The sequence below is a fragment of the Streptomyces justiciae genome, assembly GCF_015163075.1.
Taxonomy (GTDB): Bacteria; Actinomycetota; Actinomycetes; order Streptomycetales; family Streptomycetaceae; genus Streptomyces; species Streptomyces justiciae.
This window is the reverse complement of the sequence record NZ_JADDXU010000013.1, coordinates 100,390-123,411: the sequence shown is the minus strand read 5'-3', so window position 1 is coordinate 123,411 and position 23,022 is coordinate 100,390. Positions and strand designations below refer to the sequence as shown.

The following is a 23,022-nucleotide window of genomic DNA, read 5'->3' as shown; positions in this document are numbered from 1 at the left end:
GTCCTCGCGGACAGCGGACGGCGGGTTCCTGGTGGGCGGCCCGCGAAGGTCACTCGTCGCCGGTGAGGTCGTGGAGTTTGGCCGAGAGGATGCGGCCGATCTCGGCCAGCGTGTCCGGGCGGGTCAGCATCGCCCCGTGGTCGCCGGGCACCACATGGGCCTCGACCGAGCCGCGCACATACGGCTGCCAGGCCTCGGCGGTCACCGGCGGGTCCTGCTCCTGCGAGCAGGCGATCAGCAGCAGGTCCCCGTCGATCGGGCCGGGCCGGTAGTCGACGGTCAGATGGGTGTTGTTCGCCGAGATCTCGGTGATCGTCGTGAGCCGGTCCTCCTCCAGGTTGGCCAGCACACTGCCCTGGCGCCGCAGGATCTCCCGTGCCTTGGCGAAGGTCATCTCGCCGTCGTCGTGACTGCCGTCGTCGACGAGACCGACGTGGAACAGCAGCATCACCCGGTCGTCCGGTGCAGGCACGTCGGCGTGGGTGAGGCCCTGCCAGTCGGGGATCACGTCGAGCACCGCGACCAGCGCCACCGGCTCACCGCGCCGCTGGAACTCCGCGGCCAGCGCGTGCGCGCACAGTCCGCCGAACGACCAGCCGGCCAGGTGGTACGGCCCGTGCGGCTGCACCCGCTGGATCTGGTCGGCGTAATCCACCGCCATCTCCTCGATGCTGGCGGGCCGGGGTTCCGGCCGGGCCAGACTGCGCGCCTGGATGCCGTACAGCGGATACTGCGGCCCCAGGTGCTTGAGGAGCGCGCTGTACGACCAGCTGATGCCCCCGCCCGGATGGACACAGAAGAGCGGCGGCCTGCTGCCCTTGGTGCGCAGCGGCAGCATCACCTCGTACGAGCCGTCCGCGTCGTCGACGTCGAGCCGGGCCGCGATGCCCGCCGGCGTCGGCGCCTCGAACAGGCTCCGCACGCCCAGCTCGACGCCGAAGGCCGCGCGCAGCCGGGCCATCAGGCGGGTGGCCAGCAGCGAGTGGCCGCCCAGGTCGAAGAAGTCCTCGCTCGCACCGACCACCGGTCGGCCGAGGACCTCCGCGAACAGTTCGCACACCACCTGCTCCTGCGGGGTGGCCGGCGCCCGCCCGATGTCGGCCCGCTCCGGTTCGAGCGCCGGCAGCGCCGCACGGTCGAGCTTGCCGTTGGAGGTGAGCGGCAGCCGATCGAGCGGAACGACGACGGCGGGGCGCATGTACTCGGGCAGCCGACGGCGCAGGTGCTCCCGTACGGCCATGAGCAGGGCGCCGGTGCTGCGACCGGTGGCCGGACTGGTGGTCCAGGACGAGAGCGGCGTGCCGGGGCCGACCGCACCCGTGGGCGCGTAGGCACCGACGGGCACCCCGTCGCCGAGCAGTTCGCGCTTGACGTACGTGAGGTCGAGGGCGGCCGGGTCGTGCCCGTTCCAGCTGATCCCCGTCCAGTAGCCATACTTCTCGCCCAGGCGGTGCAAGTCCTCCGGATCGACCCCGGCCGTGTCCCGGAGGTCCGGTGCCGTCCCGGACTCGAGCGCGCGCTGTGCGGCGAGGTCGGCCGCGATGCGCGCGTGCGGTACCCCGGTGACGCGCAGCCGGTCGGGCCGCGCGCCGGCCAAGTGATCGGCGAGGGCACCGAGGTCACGGGTCCAGGGGCGGGTGGGGGCGTCGGTGAGGGGGTGGGGGGTGATGCCGGTCTTGTAGAGGACGGCGTCGTAGCGGTAGCGGGTGAGCTCGTTGTGGGCGGTACCGCGCTTGAGCTGGATGTCGGTACCCGCCAGGTCGGGCACGTGGTGGGCCAGCGCGCTGAAGTACTCGGGGTCGACGAGAAGTTCCTTCTCCAGGACCAGGCTCTGCTCCACGGCACGCCGGATCGCGGCCATGTCGCTCGGGTCCTCGGCACGCGCCGTCTGCACCCCGGAAGCGAAGGTCCGCAGCAACCGCGGATTACGCAGATCGCCCAGGAACAGCGCACCACCGGGCGCGAGCAGACGGAAGGCCTGCTCAACGACCTGCGTCAGATATCCGCCGTTCGGGAAGTACTGGGCCACGGAGTTGAGCACGATCGTGTCGAAGTGCCCCTGCGGAAGGTCGCCGTGCTCGTGGGCGGCCTGCACTCGGAGCCTGACCCGCCGGGCCAGCTCGGGGTCGGCGTCGACATGGCGCCGCAGCTCCTCCACGACGACCGGGGAGAAGTCCGTGCCCCAGTACTCCTCGCACTCGGGCGCCAGCCCGGACAGCAGCAGACCGGTGCCGACACCGATCTCCAGGACACGCCCGGGCTGGAGCGCCCTGATCCGCTCGAGTGTGGCCGCACGCCACTCCCGCATCTCGGGCAGCGGGATCGGCCGGCCGTCATAACTGCTGTTCCAGCCGGAGAAGTCCTCGCCCAGCGTCGAACCGGGCGCTGAGTACAGCGAGTCGTAGAGATCCCGCCACTCGCCGATTTGGTCCCGCTCCTCCTCGTCCCCTGTGGCTCCGCCGGTGTCGGGGACGACGTAGGCGATCAGGCGGGTGCTGCCGTGCTGGTCGTGATCGGCAACTACGGCGGCCTGACCGATCGCCGGGTGATCGGTGAGGACGTTCTCGATCTCGCCGGGTTCGATCCGGAAGCCGCGGACCTTGACCTGCTGGTCGGCGCGGCCCATGTACTCCAGATTCCCCTCGGCGTTGCAGCGCACGAGGTCACCGGTGCGGTACATGCGCCCGCCGGGCTCGGGACCGTAGGGGTCGGCGACGAACCGCTCGGCCGTCATCCCGGGTTTGTTCAGATAGCCACGCGCCAGGCCTGCCCCCGCGATGTACAGCTCGCCCGTCACCTGCGGCGGGACCGGCCGCAGGTGTGCGTCCAGGACGTAGACACGGGTGTTGCCCATCGGACGGCCGATCGGCACCGTCGCGCTCCCGGTGTAGGGACGCGGCACGGGGTGATGGGTGGCGAAGGTGGTCGTCTCCGTCGGCCCGTAGCCGTCCACGACCGTCAGCGCGGGGCAGGCCTGTTGCAGGCGCTGCACCGTTGCCCCGGAGACGGCCTCGCCGCCGCTCCACACCTCCCGCACTGCGGACAGCGCGTCCACAGCGTGGTCGGTGATCACGTTCAGCAGGGAACTGGTCAGCCACAACGCGGTCACACGCTGGGTGGTGATGGTGTGGTGCAGGGCAGGGACGTCCAGCTCACCGGCCGGGGCCACGACAACGGTCCCGCCGCTCAACAACGGCACCCACAACTCGTAGGTGGAGGCGTCGAACGCGGCCGGCGAATGCAGCAGCACCCGCTCATGCGCCGAGCGGTCAAAACGCGGGTCCAGCGCCAGAGCGGCGACATTGCGATGCGTCACCACGATCCCCTTGGGCGCACCCGTCGAACCCGACGTGTACATCACATACGCAGCGTCTTCCGACCGCACGCCCACCCCAGGCGCTTCATGCTGCTGCTCTCCCTCAGGTGTGGCGTGGATGACGAACACGTCTGCCGCATCCGCCGGGAGTCGCGGCTGAGACGCGTCGTCCGTCACCACCAGCGTGGCGCCGGTGTCGGCCAGGACATGGCGGATGCGGTCGGCCGGATAACGGGCATCGAGGGGCACGTAGACAGCGCCGACTTTCATCAGGCCCAAGACCGTTGTGACCATCTCGATCGAACGCTCCAGAAGCACACCTACCGCGTCACCGGACTGCACTCCCCTGCCGATCACCTCATGCGCAAACTGGTTCGCGAGCGCGTCGAGTTGTGCGTACGTCAGCGTGGCGGCGCCGTCGGTGACCGCCTTGGCATCGGGCGTCTCAGCCACCTGCCGTACGAACAGCTCACCCAAGGAGACATCCGGCACCGCATGCGCCGTGTCGTTGAACTCGACTACGGCACGCTGGTGTTCGTCTGGGGTGAGGACGTCGATGTGGTTCAGGGGCTGGTCGGGGTGGGTGGTGGCGATGTCGAGGAAGTGCAGCCACCGGTCGAACAGGGCCTGGACGGTGGGCGCGTCGTAGATGTCGCTGGAGTACTCGATCGCACCGCTGATGCCCTGCGGCTCACCATGAGCGCCGCGCTGCTCGGCGAGGCTGAAGAACAGGTCGAACTTCGCCGTCCCGGTCCGCCCAGGAGCAACCTCGATCGTCAGACCGGGGAGCTGAAAACTCGCCTCAGGGGCGTTCTGCAGCGCGAGCATGACCTGGAACAGCGGGTGGTGCGACAGCGTGCGGGTCGGGTTGAGCAGCTCGACCAGGTACTCGAAGGGGACGTCCTGATGCGCGTACGCGGCCAGGCTCCGCTCCCGCACCCGAGCGATCAACTCGGTGAAGGTCGGGTCCCCGGAGGTGTCCGTGCGCAGGACCAGCGTGTTGACGAAGAACCCGATCAGCTCATCCAGCGCCTGGTCGGTCCGGCCGGCCACCGGACTGCCCACCGGAACATCCTCACCCGCCCCCAACCGCGTCAACAGGGCAGCGAGTCCGGCTTGCAGCACCATGAACAAACTCGCACCCGACGCCCGCGCGACATCCGACAACCGCCGGTGCAGATCCGCATCGATATCGACCGTGACGTAATCGCCCCGGTAAGTCATCACCGCCGGACGAGGACGGTCCGTAGGAAGGGTCAGCTGATCCGGCAGGCCCGCCAACGCCTCCGTCCAGTAAGCGATCTGCGTGGCGAACAGGCTGTCCGGGTCGTTCTGGTCCCCCAGCAGCTCGTTCTGCCACAACGTGTAATCCGCATACTGCACCGGCAACCCACGCCACTCCGGCACCCGCCCCTCCACCCGCGCCGTATAGGCACGGGTCAGGTCGGTGGCGAGCGGGCCCAACGACCAACCGTCCCCCGCGATGTGGTGCACGACCAGCAGCAGTACGTACTCCTGTGCCGAGAGTTCGAAGAGGTCGGCGCGCAGCGGGGTTTCGGTCGCCAGGTCGAAGGCGTGGCGGGCGGCTGACGTCAGGGCCTCCGGCAGCTCGGCCTCGGTCGTGGGGTGGACGGCGAGGTGCGGGAGGGCCGCCTCGGGTGAGAGCACCTGCTGGCAGGGGACGCCCTCGGCCTCGGGGAACACCGTCCGCAGACTCTCGTGCCGGGCCACCACGTCACCGAGAGCGGCCCGCAGCGCGTCCCGGTCCAACTCACCCCTCAGCCTCAGGGCCAGTGGGATGTTGTAGGTGGCGCTCGGCCCTTCCATCTTGTGGATGAACCACAGCCTGCGCTGCGCGAAGGACAGCGGCATGACCTCGGGTCGCCGGCGGACGGTGAGGGCCAGGCGTCCGGGGGCGGCGGTGTCAAGAAGTGCCGCCACCGCGGCCGGCGTGGGCCCCTCGAACAGCGCACGCAGCTCCAGCTCCACGCCGAACGCGGCACGGATCTGAGCGATCAGCCGGGTGGCCAGCAGCGAGTGCCCGCCCAGGTCGAAGAAGTCGTCGTCCACGCCGACCCGCGGCAGCCCCAGCACCTGCGCGAACAGATCGCACACGATCTGCTCCTGCGGCGTGCGCGCCCCGCGTCCCGACCCGGTCGACGCGAACTCGGGCGCGGGCAGGGCCGCCCGGTCCAGCTTGCCGTTTGCCGTCAAGGGGAGCCGGTCGAGGGGGACGACGGCCGACGGGACCATGTAGTCGGGCAGCTGGTCGCGGGTGTGCTCACGAAGCTTGGTGACCAGGGCACCGGTGCCGCGGCGGGCGGCAGGGTTAGTCGCCCACGTGGACAGGGGTGTGGTGGAGGCGCTGGTGGGGAGTGCGGCGTAGGTGCCGACGGGGGCGCGGCCGGACAGCCGGCTCCGGTCGACGAAGACGACGTCCACGGCGTCGGGGTCCTGGGTGTTCCAGGTGATGCCGGTCCAGTAGCCGTGCTCGTCGCCCAAGGCGTCGAATGCCTCTAGGCCGGTTGATGAAGCGGTGGGGCGGTCGGGCAGGGGTGTGCCGTCTTCGAGGGCTTGTCGCACGGCGAGTTCGTGGACGAGGCGGGGGTTCGGGACGCCGGTCAGGCGGAGTTCCGCGGGCCGTTCGGCCGCCATCTGCTGCCTCAGATCGGCGAGGTTGGCCTGGGCGTCGGCGTGAGCGAGCCAGGGGCGGGTGGGGGCGTCGGTGAGGGGGGGGGGGGTGATGCCGGTCTTGTAGAGGGTGGCGTCGTAGCGGTAGCGGGTGAGCTCGTTGTGGGCGGTGCCGCGCTTGAGCTGGATGTCGGTACCCGCCAGGTCGGGCACGTGGTGGGCGAGGGCGCTGAAGTACTCGGGGTCGACGAGGAGTTCCTTCTCCAGGACCAGGCTCTGCTCGACCGCACGCCGGATCGCGGCCATGTCGCTCGGGTCCTCGGCACGCGCCGTCTGCACGCCGGAGGCGAAGGTCCGCAGCAACCGCGGATTACGCAGATCGCCCAGGAACAGCGCGCCACCTGGGGTGAGGGCGCGGAGCGCGTGGTGGACGACCTGTTCCAGGTAGCCGGCGTTCGGGAAGTACTGGGCGACGGAGTTGAGCACGATCGTGTCGAAGTGGCCCTGCGGAAGGTCGCCGAAGTCGTGGGCGGGCTGGGTGCGGAGGTGGACCCGGGTGGCCAGGACGGGATCGGCGTCGACGTTGCGCCGGAGCTCGTCGATGACGGTGCGGGAGAAGTCGGTGCCCCAGTACTCCTCACACTCGGGCGCCAGCCGGGCCAGCAGCAGGCCGGTGCCGACACCGATTTCGAGGACGCGGCGCGGCCGTAGGGACCGGATGCGGTCGACGGTCGTGTCCCGCCACTCCCGCATCTCGGGCAGCGGGATGGGCCGGCCGTCGTAACTGCTGTTCCAGCTGGCGAAGTTCTCACCGAAGACCGTCTGCTCCGCAGCGGTGTACACGGCGTCGTACAGGTTCTGCCACTCGCTGAGCTGGTCCTGCTCCACAGCCTCGTCGTGGTCGCGCGCCGAGGTGTCGGCGACGACGTAGGCGACGAGTCGGGGGTCACCGGGCTGGTCCTCGCGGACGACGACGGCTGCCTGCGCGATGTCCGTGTGGTCGGTGAGGACCTCCTCGATCTCGCCGAGTTCGATGCGGAAGCCTCGGATCTTGATCTGGTGGTCGACGCGCCCGACGAACTCCAGCTCGCCGTCCCGGTTCCACCGCACCAGGTCACCGGTGCGATACATACGCCCGCCGGGCTCGGGAGCGTACGGGTCCGCCACGAACCGCTCCGCCGTCAAGCCGGGCTTGTTCAGATAGCCGCGGGCCACACCGGATCCCGCGATGTACAGCTCCCCCACCACACCGGGCGCCACCAGCTCCAGCCCCGAACCCAGCACGTAGGTACGTGTGTTGGCGATCGGTCGGCCGATCGGCGGTGCGCCCGTGCCGCCGGCCAGGTCCGCGGCGGTCGACCAGATGGTGGTCTCGGTGGGGCCGTACAGGTTGGTCAGGTCGTCGGTGAGCGCGCGCATCGACTCCGCGAGCGGTGTGGGCAGCGCCTCACCGCCGACCAGGACGCGCAGGCCCCGCAGCGCCTCCGGCTCGTGCGCCACCAGGAGCTGCCACAGCGAGGGGGTGCCCTGTACGACCGTGACGCGGTGCCGGGCGATCAGGTCGAGCACGGCGGACGGTTGAGGCACGGCCTCCTTGGGTGCGAGGACGACCGTGGCGCCCGACAGGAGCGGGTGGTACAGCTCCAGCGCGGCGATGTCGAACGCCACCGTGGTGACCGCGAGGAGCCGTTCCCCTGTCCGGAGCGGGACCTTGCGCCGCATGGCTTCCAGGAAGTTGAGCAGCGACGCGTGCGGGACGACCACGCCCTTGGGACGACCGGTCGAGCCGGACGTGTAGATCACGTACGCGGCGGCCGCGGGGGCCGGCGGCGCTGCGTGACTGGTCTCGACCGGGTCGGTGTCGGGGCAGGCGGCCAGAAGCGCGTCTACGTCCGGGGAGCCCAGCACCAGTCGTTCGGCCGAACCATCGTCCGGCGTCCGGGAGTCGGTCGCCGGCGTGGTGAGCAACAGGGCGGGCCGTGCGTCCTCGAGTACGTAGGCGAGGCGGCCGGCCGGGTGGTCGGGGTCCAGCGGCAGGTACGCGGCACCGCTTTTGAGTACGGCCAACAGGGCGACCACCAACTCGGCCGAACGCGGCAGAGCCAGCGCGACCACCCGGTCCGGACCCGCCCCCCGGCGCAGCAGGACGTGGGCGAGGCGGTTGGCGCGGCGGTCCAGCTCCGCATACGTCAGGGAGGTGTCCCCAGCGATCACGGCCACGGCGTCAGGAGTGGCGGCGGCCTGCTCGGCGAAGCGGACCGGCAGCAGCTTCTCGCCGACCTCGGTCTCGGTCTCCAGCCAGGTGCCCAGCAACTGCCGGTGTTCGTCGGGGGTGAGGATGTCGATGTGGTTGAGGGGCTGGTCGGGATGGGTGGTGGCGATGTCGAGGAAGTGCAGCCAACGGTCGAACAGGGCCTGGACGGTGGGCGCGTCGTAGATGTCGCTGGAGTACTCGATCGCACCGCTGATGCCCTGCGGCTCACCATGGGCACCGCGCTGCTCGGCGAGGCTGAAGAACAGGTCGAACTTCGCCGTCCCGGTCCGCCCAGGAGCAACCTCGATCGTCAGACCGGGGAGCTGAAAACTCGCCTCAGGGGCGTTCTGCAGCGCGAGCATGACCTGGAACAGCGGGTGGTGCGACAGCGTGCGGGTCGGGTTGAGCAGCTCGACCAGGTACTCGAAGGGGACGTCCTGATGCGCGTACGCGGCCAGGCTCCGCTCCCGCACCCGAGCGATCAACTCGGTGAAGGTCGGGTCCCCGGAGGTGTCCGTGCGCAGGACCAGCGTGTTGACGAAGAACCCGATCAGCTCATCCAGCGCCTGGTCGGTCCGGCCGGCCACCGGACTGCCCACCGGAACATCCTCACCCGCCCCCAACCGCGTCAACAGGGCAGCGAGTCCGGCTTGCAGCACCATGAACAAACTCGCACCCGACGCCCGCGCGACATCCGACAACCGCCGGTGCAGATCCGCATCGATATCGACCGTGAGGTAATCGCCCCGGTAAGTCATCACCGCCGGACGAGGACGGTCCGTGGGCAGCGTCAGCTGATCCGGCAGGCCCGCCAACGCCTCCGTCCAGTAAGCGATCTGCGTGGCGAACAGGCTGTCCGGGTCGTTCTGGTCCCCCAGCAGCTCGTTCTGCCACAACGTGTAGTCCCCGTACTGCACCGGCAACGCAGACCACTCCGGCACCCGCCCCTCCACCCGCGCCGTGTAGGCACGGGTCAGGTCGGTGGCGAGTGGGCCCAGCGACCAACCGTCACCCGCGATGTGGTGCAGGATCAGGACGAGGACGTGGCGGTCGGGGGCGAGGCGGAACAGCTGGGCGCGCAGCGGTATTTCGGTCACCAGGTCGAAGGGGTAGCGGGCCGCTGACTTCAGGGCGTCCGGCAGCTCCGTCTCGGTGATGTCGGTGGCGGGCAGCTCCACGTTCACGCTGTCGAGCACGTGCTGGTACGAGGTGCCGTCGGCCTCGGGGAACACCGTCCGCAGACTCTCGTGCCGGGCCACCACGTCACCGAGGGCGGCTTGCAGCGCGTCCCGGTCCAGGTCGCCGTTCAGCGTCAGAGTCAGTGGGATGTTGTAGGTGGCGCTCGGCCCCTCCATCTTGTGCAGGAACCACAGCCTGCGCTGGGCGAACGACAGGGGCACGACGTCGGGCAGTTGATGTTTGGTCAGGGCGAGCCGAGCGGGCCCGGCGGTGTCGAGCCGGGCCGCGACCGCGCCCGCGGTCCGTGCCTCGAAGAGCGTGCGCAGGCCGATCTCGACGCTGAACGCGGCACGGATGCGGGCGATGAGCCGGGTGGCCAGCAGTGAGTGGCCGCCGAGCTCGAAGAAGTCGTCGTCCACGCCGACGCGGGGCAGACCCAAGACCTGTGCGAACAGATCGCAGATGATCTGCTCCTGCGGCGTGCGTGCCTCCCGTCCGGATCCGGTCGGCGCGAAGTCGGGCGCGGGCAGGGCGGCGCGGTCGAGCTTGCCGTTGGCGGTCAGCGGCAGACCGTCCAGGAGTGCGACGGCCGAGGGCACCATGTGTTCGGGCAGCCGCTCACGGACGAACTCCCTTGCCTCCTCGGACCGCAGTGCCTCCCGGGCCACGACATAGGCCACGAGCCGGGTCCTGCCGGGCTGGTCCTCGCGGACGCCCACGGCGGCCTGGGTGATGTGGGGGTGCTCGGTGAGGACGTTCTCGATCTCGCCGGGTTCGATGCGGAAGCCTCGGATCTTGATCTGGTGGTCTGCGCGGCCGACGAACTCCAGCTCGCCGTCCTGGCTCCAGCGCACCAGGTCACCGGTGCGGTACATCCGCCCGCCGGGTTCGGACGCGTACGGGTCCGCCACGAACCGCTCGGCCGTCATACCGGGCTTGCCCAGATAACCGCGGGCGACACCGGCCCCCGCGATGTACAGCTCCCCCACCACGCCGGGCGCCACCAGCTCCAGCCCCGAACCCAGCACGTAGGCCCGGGTGTTGGCGATCGGTCGGCCGATCGGCGCGGTGAGCGGCCAGTTGTCGGGGTCGTCGCTCAGGGTGTGGGCCGTGACGACGTGGGTCTCGGTGGGGCCGTAGTGGTTGTGCAGCACGCGTTCTGGTGCCGAGGTGTGGAACTCGCGGACGACGCGGCTCAGCGTAAGGGCCTCGCCGGCCTGCGCGATGGTCCGCAGCCGGGGCAGCGCGCGGCCCTGCTCGACGGCTGCCTCGGCGACGGCCTCCAGTACGAGGTTGGGCGCGAAGAGTTCCTCCACTTCGTACTCGTCCAGCCACTCGACGAACCGGGCCGCGTCCCGCCGGACGTCCTCGTCCGGGATCACCAGGGTCTTGCCGAACATCAGGGCCGACAGCATCTCCTGCGCGGAGACGTCGAAGCTGATGGCCGTGAACTGCGCGGTCCTCGTGCCGGGTTCGCCGCCGATCGCCTCGTGGTGCCACTCCAGCAGGTTCACCAGCGCGCCCGCGGGCATGATGACGCCTTTGGGTCGGCCGGTGGAGCCGGAGGTGTAGATGACGTAGGCGGGATGCTCGGGCGCCAGTGCGGTGACGGGATTGCCGGAGGGCTGATCCGTCACGTCGAGCGTGTCCAGCAGCAGTACCGGCGTCGCGGCGACGGCGTCCGCCGAAGGACGGTGCCCGGTCGCCGTCAGCACCAGCACCGGCCGGGCATCACCGACCATGTGAGCCACCCGAGCCGCCGGATAGGCCGGATCAAGAGGAAGATACGCCGCGCCCGCCTTCAGCACCGCCAGCACCGCGACGACCAGGTCCGCACTGCGCGGCAGCGCCACCGCCACCACGTCCTCCGGACCCACACCACGCCCCACCAGCACATGAGCCAGCCGGTTCGCCCGCTCGTTCAACTCCCCGTACGACAGCGTGGACCCCTCCCACACCACCGCCGCCGCACCCGGCGCCGCCGCCACCCGCGCCTCGAACAACTCCGGCAACGTCACCCCCGACGACACCACAGCCGCCGGCACCCCCAGCACAGCCGCCCGCTCCTGCGCGGACAGCAGATCCACCCGCCCGATCGGCCGGGAAGGATCGGTGACGACGAGGTCGAGCACCCGGATCAGCCGGTCGACGAACGCGGCGGCCGTCGCCTGGTCGAACAGGTCGTCGCGGTAGTCCAGGCGAAGGTACAGACGCCGCCCCGGGGCTGCGATCAGGGTCAGGGGATAGTGCGTCGCGTCCCGCCCGCGCCCCAGGTCAGGGGTGATCCGCAGCCCCGTCTCCGGCCGCTCGCCGGGTTCGTCCCACGGGTAGTTCTCGAAGACCAGGGAGGTGTCGAAGAGGTCGCCCAGACCGGCCAGTTGCTGGATGCGGGCGAGTCCGAGGTGGTGGTGCCCGGTGAGCCGCGACTGCGCGCTCTGCACGTTTTCGACGATGGCCAGCAAGGACTGCGCCGGGTCGAGGGACACGCGCACGGGCACCATGTTGATGAGCAGCCCCACCATGCTCTCGACGCCGGGGAGTCGAGGATCGCGCCCGGCCACGACGGCCCCGAACACGACGTCGTCCTGGCCGGTGCGCCGGCTCAGCACAAGCCCCCACGCCGCCTGAAGCACGGCGTTCAGGGTCACCCCGTGCCGGCGCGCCCAGTCGGCCAGCGCTGCCGTGCGGGCCTCGTCCAGCTCCACCGTGATCCGCTCCGGCATCAGTCCGGGACGGCCCGGGGCCACCGGGGTGAGCAGCGTCGGCTGTTCGAGTCCGCCGAGCGCCTCCCGCCAGGCGGCCTCCGCCGCCGGCTGATCCTGCTGCGCGAGCCAGCCCAGGTACTGCCGGTAGGGAGCCACTCGGGGCAGCACGGTGGTGTCGCCCCGGCTGTCGTACAGCGCGGTCAGCTCACGCACGAGCAGTGGCGTCGACCAGCCGTCGAGCAGGATGTGGTGGGTGGTCATGATGAGGCGGTGCCGTTCGGCGGCCAGGCGCACCAGGGAGAAGCGCAGCAGTGGCGGCTCAGCCAGGTCGAACCGGCGTGCGTGCTCCTTGGCCGCGAGCCGGGCCAGCTCCGCCTCCGCGTCGGCATCGGGAAGCGGCGACAGGTCGAACTCGTCCCAGGGAACGTCGACCTGACGTGGTATCAGCTGTACGGTCCGGCCGGAGTCCACCTGCCGGAATCCGGCGCGCAGGTTCGGGTGCCGTTGGACGAGCGCGAGCACGGCGGCCCGCAGCCGCGCCGCGTCGAGGGCGCCCTCGATGGCGAAGACGTGCTGCACCGCGTAGACGTCCGCGCCGTCCTGCTCGTAGCGGGAGTGGAACAGCAGCCCCTCCTGCATCGGGGAGAGGGGGAGGATGTCTTCCAGGCCCGACGACGTCATTTCTGCACCCTCCACGCTGCTTCGAGCTGCTCGATGTCGTGCTGGCTGAGTTCGGTCAGGGGGAAGTCCGAAGGGCTGTGGCCGCCGGTGTCGAAGCGCTCGCCGTGCCGGACCAGTCCGCGGATCGCTCGGAACCAGTGGTCGGCCAGGGCTCGGACGTGCCGTTCGGTCCACAGATCCGGCGCCCAGGTCCAGACGGCCTCCAGTTCCGGCCCGTCCGGGGCGTCGCGGACCATGCTGTTCACCTCGAGCCCGTGCGCCAGGGCCGTCGCCGGGTCGGCGCCGCTCAGCAGGCCCGTCTCCGCGGCCACGGTCCATTCCGGGTGGCCGGGGACCACCGGTGAGCCCGCCGAGGGGAACCGGCCGAGGTAGTTGAATCCGAGTTGCGGTACGGCGAGCCCGGCCAGCACCGGCCCGGTGTCGGGATTGAGTTGCCGCAGCAGGCCGTAGCCGATGCCCCGGTCGGGCAGGGAGCGGACCTGTTCCTTGACCCGTTTCAGGGCCTGTCCGAGCGACGGCCCGCCGTCGACGACCTCTTCCCACGCCAGGGGGCCGGGGTCGACGCGGACCGGGTACAGCGAGGTGAACCAGCCCACGGTGCGCGAGAGGTCCACGCCCTCGACGATCTCCTCGCGCCCGTGTCCCTCCACGTCCACGAGGAGAGCCGTGTGCCGCCCGCGTGCGTGGGTCCGGCGCCACTGGGCGACCGCCAGGGCGAGCGCGGTGAGCAGGACGTCGTCGACCTTCGCGTGGAAGGCCGTGGGCACCGTCGTCAGCAGCGGGGTGGTGACCTCGGGTGGCAGGGAGAGCGTGAGCTCACGGGCCCGGCCCACGGTGTCCCGCGCGGCATCGAGCCGGCCAGTGGTCAGCGGTGGGTCAGCCGCGGTGAGCAGCCCGGTCCACAGCGCCGCCTCGGCGGTGCGGGCCGGCTGCCGGGCCTCGACCGTGAGGAGACTGGCCCAGCGGCGCAGGGAGGTGCCTGGCGGGTCCAGCCGTGGAGGTCGGCCGCCCCCGACGGCCTCGCAGGCGTCGATGAGATCGGGAAGCAGGATCCGCCAGGAGACCCCGTCGACGACGAGATGGTTGACGACGACCAGCAGCCTGCCCCGTTCGGCAGGTCCGGCGTCGAACCAGATCACCTGAACCAGCACGCCGCGCTCGGCCGACAGCCGGTGGGACGCCGCCTCCGCCTCTGCCCGGACCAGCGTCGCGTCGACGGCCGTGCCGGCGGTGTCGACACGATGCACCACGTCCGCGGCCGACACGGACCCCACCGGACCCACCTCGAGCGACCACGCCCCGTTGTCCTGACCGCTCGGTTTCCGGGTCAGCCGCAGCGCGTCGTGGTGGTCCACGAGTGCCTGCACGGCCGTCACGAGGTGGTCCTCACGCAACCCGGCCGGCACCTCCAGCAGCATCGCCTGGTGGAACGCGTCGATGCCGCCACCGCGCGCGTCGAACCAGCGCATGATCGGCGTCGGTTCCATCCCTCCCACGCCGGCGTGGTCGGAATCGGGTGCCGACACGCTCAGTTCCTCGGCGACCTCGGCCAGTCCGGCCGCGGTCCGCTGCTCGAAGACGTCCCGGACCGCCAGTCCGACACCCGCCGAGCGAGCGAGGCTGACGAGCCGGATCGAGACGATGCTGTCCCCGCCGAGCGCGAAGAAGTCGTCCTCGGGTCCTACCCTCTCCACGCCCAAGGCCTGCGCGACCAGCGCTGCCAGCAGTCGCTCGCGCTCGGTCCGCGGCTCCCGACGTGGCGCATCCGCCCGCGCCCTCTGCTCGGGTGCGGGCAACGCGGCCCGGTCGAGCTTGCCATTGGCCGTCAACGGCAGCCGGTCCAGGGTGACGTAGGTGAACGGCACCATGTACTCGGGCAGCCGCTGGCGCACGAACTCAACCAGGTCTGCCGGTGTTTCGCCGGTGTCGGGGACGACGTAGGCGATCAGACGGATGCTGCCGTGCTGGTCGTGATCGGCGACCACGGCGGCCTGGCCGATCGCCGGATGACCGGTGAGGACGTTCTCGATCTCGCCGGGTTCGATCCGGAAGCCGCGTACCTTGACCTGCTGGTCGGCGCGGCCCATGTACTCCAGATCCCCCCCGGCATTGACACACACCAGGTCACCGGTGCGGTACATGCGCCCGCCCGGCTCAAGACCGTAGGGATCGGCGACGAAACGCTCGGCCGTCATACCGGGCTTGTTCAGATAGCCACGCGCCAGACCGGCCCCGGCGACGTACAGCTCGCCCGTCACCTGCGGCGGCACCGGCCGCAAGTGTGCGTCCAGCACGTAGACACGGGTGTTGGCCATCGGACGGCCGATCGGCACCGTCGCACCGCCGACATAGGGGCGCGGCACACGGTGGTGGGTGGCGAAGGTGGTCGTCTCCGTCGGCCCGTAGCCATCCACGACCGTCAGCCCGGGGCAAGCCTCGTGCAGGCGCTGCACCGTGGCCCCGGAAACGGCCTCACCGCCGCTCCACACCTCCCGCACTGCCGACAGCGCGTCTACGGCGTGCTCGGCGACCACGTTCAACAGGGAATTGGTCAGCCACAACGCGGTCACACGCTGGCTGGTGATGGCCTGCTGGAGAGCGGGGACGTCCAGCTCACCGGCCGGGGCCACGACGACAGTCCCGCCGCTCAGCAGCGGCACCCACAACTCGTAGGTGGAGGCGTCGAACGCGGCCGGCGAATGCAGCAGCACCCGCTCATGCGCCGAGCGGTCAAACCGTGGGTCCAAAGCCAGAGCGGCGACATTGCGATGCGTCACCACGATCCCCTTGGGCGCACCCGTCGAACCCGACGTGTACATCACGTACGCCGCATCCCCCGACCCCACATCCACCCTGGGATCACCGGGGTCGGTCGCATGGGACCGAGGAGACTCGATGTGGAGCAACTCCACGGCCTCGGCACCTGATTCCGGAACCGACCGTTCGTCGGTGATCAGCAGGCGCGCGCCGGTGTCGGCCAGGACATGGCGGATGCGGTCGGCCGGATAACGGGCATCGAGGGGCACATAGACAGCGCCGGCCTTCATCAGCCCCAAGACCGTGGTGACCGTCGCGATCGAGCGCTCCAGAAGCACACCGACCGCGTCACCCCGCCGCACTCCCCGGGCGATCACCTCATGCGCGAACTGATCGGCACGCGCGTCGAGTTGTGCGTACGTCAGCGTGGCGGCGCCATCGGTGACCGCCAGGGCATCGGGCGTCTCAGCCACCTGCCGTACGAACAGCTCGCCCAGGGAGACATCCGGCACCACATGCGCCGTGTCGTTGAACTCGACCACTGCACGCCGGTGTTCCTCGGGGGTGAGGATGTCGATATCGGCCAGGGGACGGTCGGGCTCAGACACGGCCGCGTCCAACAGCCTCAGCCAACGGTCGAACAGGGCCTGCACGGTGGGCGCGTCGTAGATGTCGCTGGAGTACTCGACGGCACCGGTGATGCCCTGGGGCTCGCCGCGTTCCCCACGCCGCTCCGCAAGGCTGAAGAACAGGTCGAACTTCGCCGTACCCGTCCTGCCCAGCTCGACCCCGGCTCGCAGCCCGGGAAGCTCCAGCTCGGTCTCGGGGGCGTTCTGCAGCGCCAGCATGACCTGGAACAGCGGATGGTGCGACAGCGTGCGGGTCGGATTGATCAGCTCGACCAGGTACTCGAACGGGACATCCTGGTGCGCATAGGCGGCCAGACTCCGCTCCCGCACCCGAGCGATCAACTCAGCGAACGTCGGATCACCGGAGGTGTCCGTGCGCAGCACCAGCGTATTGACGAAGAACCCGATCAACTCATCCAGCGCCTGATCAGTCCGGCCGGCCACCGGACTGCCCACCGGAACATCCTCACCCGCCCCCAACCGCGTCAACAGGGCAGCGAGTCCGGCTTGCAGCACCATGAACAGACTCGCACCCGACGCCCGCGCGACATCCGACAACCGCCGGTGCAGATCCGCGTCGATATCGACCGTGAGGTAATCGCCCCGGTAAGTCATCACCGCCGGACGAGGACGGTCCGTGGGCAGCGTCAGCTGATCCGGCAGACCCGCCAACGCGTCCGTCCAGTAGCCGATCTGCGTGGCGAACAGACTGTCCGGGTCGTTCTGGTCACCCAGGAGCTCGTTCTGCCACAGCGTGTAGTCCCCGTACTGCACCGGCAACGCACGCCACTCCGGCACCCGCCCCTCCACCCGCGCGCTGTAGGCACGGGTCAGGTCGGCGGCAAGCGGGCCCAACGACCAACCGTCACCCGCGATGTGATGCAGGACGAGCAGCAGCGCGTGTCGGTGTTCGGACACCGTGAACAGCTCGGCGCGAAGGGGGATTTCGGCCGCCAGGTCGAAGGCGTGCCGGGCCGCTAACTCCAGGGCGTCCGGCAGTTCCGTCTCGGCGATGTCGGTGGTGGGCAACTCGACGCTCGCGCTGTCGAGGACGTGCTGGTACGGAGTGCCGTCGGCCTCGGGGAACACCGTCCGCAGACTCTCGTGCCGGGCCACCACGTCACCGAGGGCGGTCCGCAGCGCGTCACGGTCCAAGGTGCCGGTCAGTCGTACGACGAGGGGGATGTTGTAGGTGGCACTCGGCCCCTCCATCTTGTGCAGGAACCACAGCCGCCGCTGGGCGGACGAGAGGGGAAGGGCCGGGGGCCGTTCCCGCGCCGCCAGGGGCGGCCGAGCAGGTCCAGCGGTGTCGAGGAGTGCCGCCACCGCGGCCGGCGTCGGTCCGTCGAACAGTGCGCGCAGCTCCAGCTCGGCTCCGAACGCGGCACGGATCTGGGCGATGAGGCGGGTGGCCAGCAGGGAGTGCCCGCCCAGGTCGAAGAAGTCGTCGTCGACGCCGACCCGCGGCAGACCCAAGACCTGCGCGAACAGATCGCACACGATCTGCTCCTGCGGCGTGCGCGCCTCCCGCCCCGACCTGGTCACGCTGAAGTCCGGCTCCGGGAGCGCCGCCTTGTCCAGCTTGCCGTTGGCGGTGAGGGGCATGCGGTCCAGTACGACGACGGCCGCCGGAACCATGTAGTCGGGCAGCCGGTCCCGCGCGAACTCCCGTACGTCTCCGTCGCGGAGGGCTCCCCGTGCCACCACGTAGGCGATGAGGCGGGCATCACCGGACGGTTCGTCCCGGACCACCACCGCGGCCTCGGCGATGTCGGGGTGGTCGGTCAGCACGTTCTCGATCTCGCCGGGTTCGATGCGGAAGCCGCGGATCTTGATCTGGTGATCGGCGCGGCCGACGAACTCCAGCTCGCCGTCCTGGCTCCAGCGCACCAGGTCGCCAGTGCGGTACATCCGCGTGCCCGGCTCGGTAGCGTACGGGTCCGCCACGAACCGCTCGGCCGTCAGGCCGGGCCTGCCCAAGTAGCCGCGGGCGACACCAGCCCCCGCGACGTACAGTTCCCCCACCACGCCGGGCGCCACCAGCTCCAGCCCGGGACCGAGCACATACGTCCGCAGGTCGGGGATGCCGACGCCGATGACGCTGGCTGCCGCCGCGGTCGCTCGCTCCCGGGTCAGCGGCTGGTACGTCACGTGGACCGTGGTCTCGGTGATGCCGTACATGTTGATCAGGGCCGGCGTGTCGTCGGGGTGGCGCCGGAACCAGTCCGCGAGGCGGGACGGTTGGAGTGCCTCACCGCCGAACACCACGGTGCGCAGGGCGAGTTCGCGGCCCGGCGGGGAGGCGTCGGCGTCAGCCTGGGCCAACTGGTAGAAGGCCGACGGCGTCTGGTTGAGGACGGTGACGCCGTGATCGGCCAGCAGGTCGAGGAAGGCGCGGGGCGTCCTGCTGACCTCGTAAGGGACCACGATGAGTCGGCCGCCGTGCAGCAGCGCTCCCCACAGCTCCCAGACGGAGAAGTCGAAGGCGTACGAGTGGAACAGCGTCCACACGTCGTCGGGGCCGAAGCCGAACCACTTCCGGGTGGCGTCGAAGAGCCGCACCACGTTGCGGTGGGCGACGACGACGCCTTTGGGTCGGCCAGTGGAGCCGGAGGTGTAGATGACATACGCGGGATGATCGGGCGCCAGTGCGGTGACGGGATTGCCGGATGGCTGATCCGTCACGTCGAGCGTGTCCAGCAGCAGTACCGGCGTCGCGGCGACGGTGTCCGCCGGGGGACAGTGCCCGGCCGTCGTCAGCGCAAGCACCGGCCGGGCATCACCGACCATGTGAGCCACCCGAACCGCCGGATAGGCCGGATCAAGAGGAAGATACGCCGCGCCCGCCTTCAACACCGCCAGCACCGCGACGACCAGGTCCGCACTGCGGGGCAGCGCCACCGCCACCACGTCCTCCGGACCCACACCACGCCCCACCAGCACATGAGCCAGCCGGTTCGCGCGCTCGTTCAACTCCCCGTACGACAGCGTGGAACCCTCCCACACCACCGCCGCCGCACTCGGCGCCGCTGCCACCCGCGCCTCGAACAACTCCGGCAACGTCCCCCGCGACGACACCACAGCCGCCGGCACCCCCAGCACAGCCGCCCGCTCCTGCGCGGACAGCAGATCCACCCGCCCGATCGGCCGGGAGGGATGGGTTGTCGTGACGGCGCGCAGAGCCGTGAGCAGGCGTCGGTGGTGAACGGCCAGTTCGTCGTGCGTGCACAGTTCGGGGTGGGCGTTCACGTCGACGACCGGTCCGGTGCCGTCACGGCGGTCCCACACGGCGAGGGTGAGGTCGCCCACCAGGCCGGAGGTGAGGTTGTGCGCGGTGGTCGGCAGTCCGGCGAACGTGATCGCGTAGTCGAAGGACATGACGTTGACGACCGGTGCGTACCACGTGCCCGTGCGACCGGGCAGGGCGAGGTCGCGCTGGATGTCCTCGGCCCGGTACCGCTGGTGGCGGCCCAGTTCGCGCACGCGCTCGCCGATCTGGGTGAGGAGTTCGCCGAGGGTCAGCTCCGGTCGTAGCGTGAGCCGGAGCGGTAGGACGTTGGCAGCCGTGCCGGGAGTGCGACGCTCCACCTGGGTGAGGCGTGCTGTCACCGGCAGGCCGAGGACGACGGTGGCCGCGCCGGTCGTCCGGTGGACGTGGAGGGCTGCGGCGGCGATGACCAGGTGCGACCAGGGGGCGCGGGCCCGGCGGGCCGCGTCGCGCAGAGCCGTGTGGTCCGCCGGCTCCCACGTGGTGGTGTGCCGGAGATAGCGCTCCGGTGTGGTCGACGGCGTGCCGACGATTTCCGCCGGTTGTGGACGGTCGGCGAAGCGTTCTGCCCAGTAGGCCCTGTCCTGGGTGAACTGCTCCGATGCCTGGTAGGTGTGTTCGGCTGTGATCAGGTCGGACAGCGTGCCGAACGGGCTCGCTCCCACCGGGCCGCCTCGGGCGAGTGCGGTGTAGACGTCGGCGACCCGGCGTGTGATCAGCAGGGACCCGAAGGCGTCCATCACGGCGTGGTGGTAGCCCTGGTACCACCAGAAGCGGTCTGCGCTCAACTTCAGCAGCGCGTACTCGAACAGTCGGTCCTCGGTCAGGTTCATGGGCCGGGCGACCGCGGCGTCCATCCAGTCGCGGGCGGCCTGTTCCGGGTCCGGCTCCGCGCTCAGGTCGGTGACCGCGAGCGGCCAATCGGCGGGCTCCTGAAGGACTTGCCGGACCTCGTCACCTTCCTGGACGAAGCGGACGTGCAGCGCCTCCGCCTCGCCGACGACGAGACGCAGGGCTTGCACGAACAGCTCCGGGTCCACGCCTCCGTGGATCTCCAGGTACTCCCCCACCCGGAAAACTCGATTCCCTCTCCCCAACCGCTGCTCGGCGATCCATATTTCGCGTTGCGCAGCCGTGAGGGGCAGCGTGCTGCCGGCACTGACGGACAAGTCTCCACCTCCGAGAATTCCCCCGCACGGACGGCCGGAGAGGCAGGAATAGAAAACTCACAATGTCCTGGAATACGCGTCGTCATTCGATCGCGCAGAAGTGAGACGGCGAACTCCGCACTGTCGGATCTCGCGGATCGCCGTGTGCGTACAGGAGTCGGACGTAACCGCCCGGAAACACGACTGAGGGAAACCTAACCCTGGGAGATCCGGAGGGTCAAGGAGATCAATCGGCTATGCCACGCGCATGTCCGGCACCTTGTCCCGCCGGCGGGACACACGGCACGACCCGGCGGGACCCCGCGCGCACGCCTCCCATCGACTGTGCCGTCCGCCGACGCGGTCGGGCGGCCAACTGCCCCTGGACCGGCTGGTGGAGGCCTGCCGCGTGCGGCGACCGGCGTCGGGGCCCGGGCGTCGCCCGCGGGCCGGCCCGTCTTGATCGACGGCTCTTGCCCGTCGTTTATCGACGGTGTTAGCTTCAATTTCCACAAATGCCGATCGCACGTTTCCCGAGGCTGTTTCACAAAAGGAAACCCGTATGGCAAAAACACAGTGGGTGAGTCATCTGCTGAACCGCGGTGCGGACGACGACCGGTGGGCCGTGTCGAGCGCTCCGGTCACCCGGGGACAGTTACGCAGTGCGGTGGCCGAGTTCGAGGAGCGTTTCCGGAACCAGGGAATCGGCGAAGGCAGCTCGGTTCTCCTGAGGATGACGCCGAGTTTCACGTACGTTCAGGCGCTCTTGGCCCTGTGGAGCCGTGGGGCGCAGGTGGTCCTGGTCGACTTCCGGCTGAAGCCGGCCGAGTACGCACCGCTGGTCCAGCAGGTGCGTCCGCAGTACCTCGTCGCCGCGGCCGACGCCGGAGGGCCGGTGGCCGGATTCCGTCAGGAGTCGGACTTCACGGTCCAACAGCTGCCGGACGGCCGGCCCGCCGTCGACGGCATACGGCTGGTGCAGTTCAGCTCGGGCTCGTCCGGCCGGCCCAAGGTCATCGGCCGATCCGCCGACTCCGTACTGGCTGAGATCGACCGGCACGCCGCCCTCCCCGGAATCCCCGGCGCGGACGACCGGATGATGCTGCTGAACTCGGTCATGCACAACATGGGCCTGGTCAGCGGCGTGCTGCACGCCCTCGCGTCCGGGGCGACACTGATCATTCCGCCGACGCTGCGCCCGGCCGAGGTCGTACGGTTCATGGCCGCCACCGGGACGAGCGCCGTCTACGGAACGCCCGTGCACTACGACCTGCTGTCCCGCGTCGCCGACCCGCCCCAACTGCCCGCACTCCGCCTCGCGGTGTCCGGCGGCGAGCGGGTACCGCAGGAGACGTACGAGAACTTCCGCGCACGCTTCGGCCTGCCGATCAGCCCGGTCTACGGACTCACCGAGATCGGACTGATCGCGGGTGACCTGTCCGGCACGTCCGTCCCTCCGCAGCTGGGGCTCCCCGTGCCGGGGGCCGAGGTCAAGGTCGTCGACGAGGAGCTGTATGTGCGGATGGACCGCTCACCGTATCTGTACGGCGAGCACACCGACCGCTACACCGACGGCTGGCTGCGGAGCTTCGACCGGGTCCGTCAGGACCCCGCGACCGGGGTGCTCAGCATGCTCGGCCGGGCCGACTCGCTGGCCGTGATCGGCGGACTGAAGGTCGACCTCACGGAAGTCGAGAACGTGCTCCTGACCCACGACCGGGTGACGGAGGCCGTCGTGACACACCACGAGGTCATCGAGGCGTTCGTGGGCGCCGACCCCGCCGTCACCGCGGACGAGCTGACGGTCTGGTGCCGGGAGCGGCTGAGCCCTGTCAAGATCCCCAAGCGGTTCCACATCACGCGGCTGCTGCCGCGGAACTCGATGGGGAAGCTGATCCGCGACCGTGCGCTGATGCACGGACGCGTCCTGTCGGAATCGCCCTCGCGGGCGCAGGAGGACCGGTGATCTCGAAAGACGACCTCAGGGCGATATTGACCGAGAACGCGGGACTCGGGCCGCGCGAGGAGCTGACCGACGACGCCGAGCTGGTGATCGACTCCTTCACGCTGGTGGTCCTTCAGCACGTCCTGGAGCAGCGGCACGGCGTGGTCATCGAGCCGCAGTTCGACGACATGGCCCAGTTCACCTCGATCGACGGCATCCACACCTACGTGACCAGAGTCGCGCAGCAGCACTGACCGGCACACCCGGCCCTTATCCGACGGCATTGCGCAGGGAGCGATGATGAGCAACCCCTTCGAGAACCCCGACGGCACCTTCCTGGTGCTCGTCAACGACGAGGGCCAGCACTCGCTGTGGCCCTCGTTCGCCGAGGTGCCCGCAGGCTGGACGGTCGCGCTCGGCCCGAGCGACCGCCAGACCTGCCTCGCCTACGTCGAGGAGCACTGGACCGACATGCGCCCACTGAGCCTCGTGCGCCGATAGGAGACCTC

5 protein-coding genes are annotated in these 23,022 nt (G+C 70.2%); 3 read left to right on the top strand and 2 right to left on the bottom strand.

The window, feature by feature from the left end:
* Positions 1–49: 49 nt before the first annotated feature.
* Together IQ210_RS31585 and IQ210_RS31580 are read right to left on the bottom strand one after the other, a co-directional pair.
* Positions 50–12,766: a non-ribosomal peptide synthetase gene (locus IQ210_RS31585; RefSeq protein WP_194082581.1), complete on the bottom strand. Its 12,717-nt coding sequence runs from the start codon at positions 12,764–12,766 to the stop codon at positions 50–52.
* Positions 12,763–20,589 carry a non-ribosomal peptide synthetase gene (locus IQ210_RS31580; RefSeq protein WP_194082580.1) on the bottom strand — a complete coding sequence of 2,609 codons (7,827 nt, stop codon included), beginning with the start codon at positions 20,587–20,589 and terminating at the stop codon, positions 12,763–12,765. Before IQ210_RS31580 ends, IQ210_RS31585 begins: the two co-directional genes overlap by 4 nt.
* Positions 20,590–21,130: 541 nt before the next feature.
* On the opposite strand from IQ210_RS31580, the gene IQ210_RS31575 reads away from it, so the two are divergent.
* From IQ210_RS31575 to IQ210_RS31565, 3 genes are read left to right on the top strand one after another with little or no spacing between them, the layout of a single operon-like run.
* A complete protein-coding gene (locus tag IQ210_RS31575) occupies positions 21,131–22,534 on the top strand; it encodes a class I adenylate-forming enzyme family protein (RefSeq protein WP_194082579.1) in 1,404 nt (467 codons plus the stop codon).
* Positions 22,531–22,767, top strand: coding sequence for a hypothetical protein (locus tag IQ210_RS31570; protein ID WP_194082578.1), 237 nt, complete (start codon positions 22,531–22,533; stop codon positions 22,765–22,767). The genes IQ210_RS31575 and IQ210_RS31570 overlap by 4 nt, the downstream gene beginning before the upstream one ends.
* A gap of 46 nt (positions 22,768–22,813) precedes the next feature.
* On the top strand, positions 22,814–23,014 hold the full coding sequence (locus IQ210_RS31565) for an MbtH family protein (RefSeq protein ID WP_322657113.1): 201 nt from the start codon (positions 22,814–22,816) through the stop codon (positions 23,012–23,014).
* Positions 23,015–23,022: the final 8 nt, after the last annotated feature.